The organism is Ruegeria sp. BE10 (genome assembly GCF_056538905.1).
Map to the genome: position 1 here is coordinate 1066411 of NZ_JBQFTX010000001.1, position 7629 is coordinate 1074039.

Below are 7629 nucleotides of genomic sequence, written 5' to 3' on the forward strand. Positions count from 1 at the left end.
ACTCGGTTAGTTTGGTATGGTGCCGGCGGCTCTGCCACACAATAGCAGGCCAAAGTGCTCTTTTTCTGACTTCGCCCTCGATCTCTCCACTAAGGACATACCAAACCTCACCTTGCCCATGAGTCAGCACCGCCAGCTTCAGTAGCCGGAAAAAAGAGCTCATGTTTTAGGAAGGACGAAGCTTAAAAATGGAATGTCTGCTTTTCGCCGATTTGTTGGCTTCCTTCGCCTTGGCCGCTAATGGCCGTTTCCCGCCCGATCCCGCGCAAGTCGTATGACCGGCGAGCTCGTTAGCGTCCCAAAAGTCAAAAGCAGAAAAGTGAGGCACAATACTGGGCTCAAACCAATTTCCGAACACTACCCATTGACCCCATTTCCTTTATTTTGTTAATTTTCAATATGTTGACAAAAAAACCTACCACCCCAGCCACTTTTTCTCTTAGTGTGCCATCCGGTATGAATCGCGACTTGTCCGGTTAGAAAACCAACTTTTGTCGGGCTAGAACGCAATCTTCAACAAATTCGGCGGATTTGGTAGTGGGCTCTCGGCCTAGTTTGCTGATTTGTTCATTTCCAAGAACCACCGCGGCACATGCTGCCAAGGGACTAAAAAGTCGGTAATTGGCGCGGAAAGTGTGCATTCGCCGCTCCGCAGCGAGGATTTCCGGAGATCGAGGAAGCGGACCTTCGCCCCCACGAACCCGGGTTGGTACTGTTTCGGGACGGTTCTTCAGGGAGGCGAACGTTCGCTGCCAATGCACAGAAATCCGCTCGTTCTTCCGAATGCAGACATTACTGGCCGGAAATGCCAGACTGACTTTTAGCTGCCGAAAGCCGCTGAAAGCTCCGAAACTCTTCGGATATACGAAGTTGACCGCATAGATTGTTCTTAAACCGCGACAGCAAAGGATCACAGCAGGTTTTAGCGGTCCATCCCAAGACGTCTAACCTCAATATTGAAATTTCCACAAACTGGGTTTTTAGTTCTTCTGTGCGCGAAACCTAAGCCACACCGGAAAGGTGAAAAACTGCGGTAACGCCTAATTTCCCAGGTACACGACCTATTCCAACGACACCCAAAGAACCTGCGCGTCTTCTTCACTGGTCGACACACAGCCATGCCCCATGCTGCTGTCATAATACAGTGAATCACCCGTTTTCATCGGCAGAGGGCGGTAGTGTTCCGAGATAAAGATCAACTCGCCACTCAGCACGTACATGAATTCTTCGCCCGAATGTCGGATCCAGGGGTCAAACTCAGAGATATCGCGGGCCCGTATCGTGGCCACATAGGGCAGCATGCGTTTGCTTGTCAGATCCGAACACAGCAATTCGTGCAAATAGGTGGCGGTTTCCCGGAACTCACCCTGCCCCTTAGCGGTATAGTCCCGCCGACCGTTTATGCCTGACTGACCCGATTGAAGAAAAAGTTGCGGAGGGTTCATATCCAGCGCCTGTGTCAACCGCCGCACGATCTCAAAGCTGGGTTTGGTTTGATTGTTTTCGATCTTCGACAGGGTCGATCGCCCGATACCTGCCGCACGCCCGGCCTCTTCCAGAGTCCAGCCCTTTTCCCGTCGCGCGTCGCGGATGGAACGCCCCAAGGCCGCCCCTTCATCCAGTTCTTCGGGTGTAACCCCTTCGTTTCTTTGGTCTTCGCCCATGAAAATCTCCCCGTTCTTTCCAGCTTACATATTCCCTTAGTCGCACGCAACTTCACGAATAAGAGATTTATGTTGCTTTAAGGGAACCAATTCCACTATAGGAAACTTAGTTTCGAACCGGAGATTCGAAATCAGAGGAGATGACCATGTTCAAAACGTCGCTTACACAGGCCGATCCGACCATTGCTGCATCAATTGCTCGCGAGGGCGCACGTCAGGCCGAACAGATCGAACTGATCGCATCTGAAAACATCGTCTCTCAGGCTGTGATTGACGCTCAGGGCTCGGTTCTGACCAACAAATATGCCGAAGGGTATCCCGGTCGCCGCTATTATGGCGGATGTGAATATGTGGATGAGGTCGAGCAGGAAGCCATCGACCGGTTGAAGCAGCTGTTTGGCTGCGAATTTGCGAATGTGCAGCCCCATTCGGGCGCCCAGGCCAATGGCGCGGTCAAGCTGGCACTGCTCAGCCCCGGTGACACCATTCTGGGCATGTCGCTAGACGCCGGCGGCCACCTGACCCATGGCGCGAAACCGGCGCAATCCGGCAAATGGTTCCGTCCGATCCAATATGGTCTGACCGATGCGGGGCTGATCGACTATGATCAGGTCGAAGCACTGGCCAAGGCCGAAAAGCCCCAACTGATCATTGCTGGCGCGTCGGCTTATTCGCAAAAAATCGACTTTGCCCGTTTCCGCGCGATTGCGGATGAGGTTGGCGCCTGGTTGCTAGCCGACATGGCGCATATCGCCGGTCTGGTTGCAACCGGCCTACACCCTTCTCCCGTCGGGCACGCTCATATCGTGACATCGACCACGCATAAAACCCTGCGCGGTCCGCGCGGTGGCATCATCCTGACCAATGACGAAGCGCTGGCGAAAAAGATCAACTCAGCCGTATTCCCCGGTTTGCAGGGCGGCCCGCTGATGCATGTGATCGCCGGTAAGGCCGTCGCTTTCGGTGAGGCTCTGAAACCCGAATTCAAAGAGTACATGCAGCGCGTGGTCGACAGTGCCTCGGCTCTGGCCAACGTTATGATGGCACGCGGCTGCGACATCGTCTCGGGCGGTACGGAAAACCACCTGATGCTGGTGGATCTGCGCCCGGTTGGCGTAACCGGTAAAGACGCCGAAGCCGCGCTGGAACGCGCTGGCTTTACCTGCAACAAAAACAGCGTGCCCGGTGACCCCGAGAAACCCACCATCACCAGCGGTATTCGTCTGGGTACTGCGGCCGGTTGCAGCCGGGGCTTTGGCCCCGAGGAATTCAAGCAGATCGGCCATCTGATCGGTGACGTTCTGGACGCGCTGGCGCAGAACCCGGGCGGAGACGAAGCCGTTGAAAAAGCAACCCGTGAAAAAGTGCGCGCCCTGTGCGCAAGCCACCCGATCTACTGAAAGTTAGCGTCATGACCTACGATCTGATTGTCATCGGGGGCGGACCTGGCGGCTATGTCGCTGCGATCCGCGCGGCTCAGCTGGGACTGAAAGTGGCCTGCGTCGAAGGGCGCGGGGCACTTGGCGGGACCTGTCTGAATGTGGGGTGCATCCCTTCCAAAGCGTTGCTGACCTCCTCGGCCAAGTATGCCGAACTTGCACATCTCTCCTCCCACGGCATTGCGGTCGAGGGGGCCAGCATCGACGTACCCGCGATGATGGGGCGTAAGGACAAGATCGTAGGCGACCTGACCAAAGGCATCGCGTTTCTGTTCAAGAAAAACGGGGTCGACCATATCGATGGCTGGGCCAGCATCCCCTCTGCCGGACAGGTCAAGGTCGGCGATGATGTCTATCAAGCGAAAAACATTCTGATCGCCACCGGCTCGGAACCGACCTCGCTGCCGGGGATCGAGATCGACGAGCAGGACATCCTCAGTTCGACCGGTGCGATTGCATTGGAGAGCGTACCGGACCATCTGGTCGTGATCGGCGCAGGTGTGATTGGGCTGGAACTGGGGCAGGTTTGGTCCCGTCTGGGCGCAAAGGTTACCGTGGTCGAGTATCTGGACCGCGTTCTACCCGGCATTGATGGTGAAATCGCCAAGCTGGCACAACGCGCACTGTCCAAGCGCGGGTTGAAATTCCAGCTGGGTCGTGCGCTGAAAACGGTCGAAAAGACCGATACCGGTCTGGTGCTGACCGTTGATCGCGTCGGCAAAGACAAAGAAGAAGTGATCGAGGCTGATAAGGTCCTGATCGCTGTGGGCCGCCGCCCTGTCACCCGTGGGCTGGGCCTGGAGGAGCTGGGCGTTACAGTAAGTCAGCGCGGCTTCATCGAGGTGGATGGGACGTTCCAGACCTCGGTTCCCGGCATTTACGCCATCGGCGACTGCGTGCCCGGTCCGATGCTGGCGCACAAGGCCGAAGAAGACGGCGTCGCCTGCGTGGAAACTCTCGCAGGACAAGCTGGCCATGTCGATTACAACACCGTGCCGGGGGTCGTGTATACCGACCCCGAGGTCGCTTCGGTCGGTCTGACCGAAGAAGCGCTGAAAGAGGCTGGCACCGAGTATTCGGTTGGCAAGTTCGCCTTCATGGCCAACTCGCGCGCCCGTTCGACCGGCGACACCGACGGCGCAGTCAAGGTTCTGGCGGACCCAAGCGGCAAAATCCTGGGCGCCCACATCTGTGGCGCCCACGGAGGAGACCTGATTGCCGAGTTGGTTCTGGCCATGACCAAAGGCGCAACCGTCGCCGAGGTCGCTGCCACTTGTCATGCACACCCAGCCATGGGCGAGGCGGTCAAAGAAGCCTGCCTTGACGCCATGGGCCGCGCAATCCACGCCTAAGAGGGACCTGCCAGATGACCATCCAGCTTCGCCCCCGCCACCCTGAAAAGGCCAAGAAGGCAGACAGTGTCATCCCGCGTAAGCCCAAGTGGATTCGCAAGAAAAAGGGCGACAGCGCCGAGTATTACGAAACCCGTCGTCTGATGCGCGAGCACAATCTGGCGACCGTCTGCGAAGAGGCCGCCTGCCCCAATATCGGCGAATGCTGGTCCAAACGTCACGCCACCATGATGATCATGGGCGAGATCTGCACCCGCGGTTGCTCCTTCTGCAACGTGGCCACGGGACGTCCCGATGCATTGGACGCATTTGAACCGGGCCGCGTCGCAGCGGCGGTCAAAAAGCTGGGCCTGCGCCATGTGGTGATCACATCCGTGGACCGGGACGATCTGGCTGATGGCGGGGCCGAACATATCGCTCAGACCATTAGGGCCGTCCGCCACCAAAACCCAGGCACAACGGTCGAGGTTCTTACCCCCGATTTTCTAGGTAAAGGCGACGCGGCGGATGTCGTGTTCCAGGCTGCCCCAGACGTCTTCAACCACAATTTGGAAACCGTTCCACATCTGTATCCGTCCGTTCGCCCCGGCGCGCGCTACTATACCTCGCTGCGGCTACTGGACGATGCCAAGCGCGCCAACCCCGAGATCTTCACCAAATCCGGCTTGATGGTCGGGTTGGGAGAAACCCTAAACGATGTTCGCCAGGTGATGGATGACCTGCGCGCGGCTCAGGTCGATTTCCTGACGGTCGGGCAATACCTGCAACCGACCGCGAAACACCACCCGATTGATCGTTTTTGGTCTCCGGACGAATTCGCCCAACTGGAGCAAATCGCGCGCTCCAAGGGCTTTCTGCACGTGTCAGCAACCCCGCTGACCCGTTCGTCGTTCCATGCGGACGAAGACTTTGCCGCCCTCAAGCAAGCCCGCCAACGGGCTATCGCCACCGGGGCATAATCCAAACGCAAATGGGAGGGAAACCATGGAAGCGTTAAATTCAATCGTAGGGGCCATCAATGGCGTCGTGTGGGGGCCGCTCATGCTGGTTCTCATTCTTGGCGTCGGCTTCTTCTTGCAGGTGGGGCTGAAATTCATGCCGATCCTGCGCATCGGCACTGGCTTTAAGCTGTTGTTCGCAGGCCGCGAAGGTCAGGGTGACGGTCAGATCAGCCCGTTCAACGCGCTGATGACGTCGCTGTCGGCGACCATCGGTACGGGTAACATCGCCGGTGTGGCCACTGCTGTCTTCCTGGGCGGTCCGGGCGCATTGTTCTGGATGTGGATGACCGCCCTGGTGGGCATGGCCACCAAATATGCCGAAGCCGTCTGCGCGGTGAAGTATCGCGAGAAGGACGAGCTGGGCAATTTTGTTGGCGGCCCGATGTACTACATCAAGAACGGTCTGTCGTCGAATTGGCACTGGCTGGGTTGGGCCTTCGCCCTATTTGGTGCCATTGCTGCCTTCGGCATCGGTAACGGTGTACAAGCAAACGGTGTGGCACAAGTTCTGGAATCGAATTTCGGCGTGAATACCTCGGTCACCGGAATTGTTCTGATGGTCCTGACCGCCGCCGTTATCCTGGGTGGCATTACCCGCATCGGTGCGGTTGCCGGTAAGTTGGTTCCGGCCATGGCGATCGCTTACATCGTCGCTGGCCTGTTAGTTCTGATCATCAACATCGGCGAAATCGGTAACGCCCTCTCGCTGGTCTTCACCTACGCCTTCACCCCATCTGCCGCCGAAGGTGGTTTCGCGGGTGCAGCCGTTTGGGCCGCGATCCGCTTTGGTGTGGCACGTGGTGTGTTCTCCAACGAAGCTGGTCTGGGCTCCGCTCCGATCGCACACGCAGCAGCCGAGACCAAAGGTCCGGTCAATCAGGGCCTAATCGCGATGCTGGGTACGTTCATCGACACCATCATCGTCTGCTCGATCACCGGTCTGGCAATCATCTCGACCGGCGCATGGACTTCTGGTGAGTCCGGCGCTGCCCTGACCTCGCTGGCATTTGCAACCTCGCTTCCGGGCGGTGGTCACCTGATTGCAATCGCGCTGTCGATCTTTGCCTTCACTACCATCCTTGGCTGGTCGTTCTATGGCGAGAAATGTGTTGAGTTCCTGCTGGGCGTCAAATCCCTGCTGCCCTACCGCATCCTTTGGATCGTTGCGATCTATTTCGGTGCGACTGCAGATCTGGGCTTTGTCTGGCTGCTGGCGGATACGCTGAACGCCATGATGGCCATCCCGAACCTGATCGCTCTGGCATTGCTGAGCCCGATCGTCTTCAAACTGACGAAAGAGTTCTTTGCCTCGAACGGTCAGTCCGAAGAACCGGGCGGCTCACCTGCCGAATAACTTCGGCACTGACAAAATAAAACGGGGGGCCAACCCGGCCCCCCGCCTTTGAAACAAATTTTCTATCTCGAGGAGAGACGTGATGGCCACGAAAATCCTGCTGCCGATTGATCACACTGACGACCGCTCGTGGAAACTGGCTTTGCCGGTCGCTTTGGAACAGGCAAAATTCTATGGTGCCGAACTGCACACGGTCGCCGTCATCCCCGAGATCATCCAGTTGCCGAACCTACCCGCCAACTATGGCGCAGGCGCCAAAGACCACGTGCGGGGTGCGGTTCAGGCCATACTGGATCACGCCAATGCCTCTGATGTGCCGGTGCATGTCGAAGAAGGCAGCGTCTACCGCGAAATTCTGAAGCTTGCCTATAAGGACGGCTTTGATCTGATCGTCATGGCGTCGACCAAAGGCGATTTCCCGAACTATGAGATTGGCCCAAACCTGGCCCGTGTTGTGCGCAACGCGCATTGCACCGTCATGGTTGTCCGTGACCAGTCCCGTTGATTGAAAGGCTACAGCTATGACTGACTTAAAACGCACTCCTCTCTACGATCTCCATGTTGAGTTGGGAGGCAAGCTGGTTGATTTTGCTGGGTGGGAGATGCCTGTTCAGTATCCGCTGGGGATTATGGGTGAGCATAAGCAGTGTCGTGAGAAGGCGGCGGTGTTTGATGTGTCGCATATGGGTCAGGTGATCCTGCGCGGTGAGGATGTGGGCGCGAAGCTTGAGGCGATCTGCCCGCAGGCCTATGCGACGCTGAAGGAAGGCAAAGCCCGCTACGGGTTCTTCACGAACGAAGACGGCGGGATCATGGATG

General features: G+C 57.4%; 6 protein-coding genes and 1 pseudogene. 6 read left to right on the top strand and 1 reads right to left on the bottom strand.

The genetic code is table 11. From position 1 onward, the window contains the following. Positions 1–1061: 1061 nt before the first annotated feature. Positions 1062–1664 (bottom strand): helix-turn-helix domain-containing protein, encoded by a 603-nt coding sequence (locus ACR0M2_RS05330; RefSeq protein WP_170360624.1) that lies wholly within the window; start codon positions 1662–1664, stop codon positions 1062–1064. Positions 1665–1810: 146 nt separating this feature from the next. Here ACR0M2_RS05330 and glyA point away from each other — a divergent pair, with 146 nt between their 5' ends. The 6 genes and pseudogenes from glyA to gcvT form a co-directional block, all read left to right on the top strand. Continuing rightward, positions 1811–3064, top strand: a complete 1254-nt coding sequence (glyA, locus tag ACR0M2_RS05335) for a serine hydroxymethyltransferase (protein ID WP_480645944.1) — start codon at positions 1811–1813, stop codon at positions 3062–3064. Positions 3065–3075: 11 nt separating this feature from the next. Continuing rightward, the gene (gene lpdA, locus ACR0M2_RS05340; protein WP_425081143.1) at positions 3076–4455 is read left to right on the top strand and encodes a dihydrolipoyl dehydrogenase; all 1380 of its coding nucleotides are present in this window, start codon (positions 3076–3078) and stop codon (positions 4453–4455) included. A gap of 14 nt (positions 4456–4469) precedes the next feature. Next, complete coding sequence (gene lipA, locus ACR0M2_RS05345; RefSeq protein ID WP_170374142.1) at positions 4470–5414, top strand: lipoyl synthase; 945 nt, start codon at positions 4470–4472, stop codon at positions 5412–5414. 25 nt (positions 5415–5439) lie between these two features. Further along, positions 5440–6810 carry an alanine/glycine:cation symporter family protein gene (locus tag ACR0M2_RS05350; protein ID WP_170360634.1) on the top strand — a complete coding sequence of 457 codons (1371 nt, stop codon included), beginning with the start codon at positions 5440–5442 and terminating at the stop codon, positions 6808–6810. 82 nt (positions 6811–6892) lie between these two features. Continuing rightward, positions 6893–7315: a universal stress protein gene (locus ACR0M2_RS05355; RefSeq protein WP_170347762.1), complete on the top strand. Its 423-nt coding sequence runs from the start codon at positions 6893–6895 to the stop codon at positions 7313–7315. 16 nt (positions 7316–7331) lie between these two features. Continuing rightward, a pseudogene (gcvT, locus tag ACR0M2_RS05360) lies at positions 7332–7629 on the top strand (glycine cleavage system aminomethyltransferase GcvT); the annotation flags it as partial.